Genomic DNA, 278 nt, shown 5'->3' with positions numbered 1-278 from the left:
AATTAGCCATTCGTGTAACCTCAATGCTTATCTGAATTCTTCGCTGCCTGTTGCTGGCGATACTTCGCCATCAGTAATTCTGCCGGAGTCGGCCCGGTCGGGCGGCGTGGCTTTTCAAGCTGCTTCCTGACCTCCGGGATTTCGTGCCCGTCGCGAAAATGTTTTTCCCACTTCGCAAGTAACTGGCCCGCAAGCGCCTCAAGCTCTTTTTCAGTCATTTGCTGCTCGGTGCCTGTGCGTCGCATTTCGGTGCAAATCTGGTACAGGACATCGTGACT

1 pseudogene is annotated in these 278 nt (G+C 53.6%); it reads right to left on the bottom strand.

Annotation, left to right across the window (positions count from 1 at the left end):
• Window positions 1-20 precede the first annotated feature (20 nt).
• Window positions 21-278, bottom strand: a pseudogene (locus AACV31_RS19185) (replication protein P); the annotation flags it as partial.

The sequence above is a fragment of the Cronobacter sp. EKM101R genome (assembly GCF_963888145.1).
Classification (GTDB): Bacteria; Pseudomonadota; Gammaproteobacteria; order Enterobacterales; family Enterobacteriaceae; genus Cronobacter; species Cronobacter turicensis.
The sequence above is the reverse complement of the archived record's forward strand: the minus strand, read 5'-3'. Positions and strand labels throughout refer to the sequence as shown.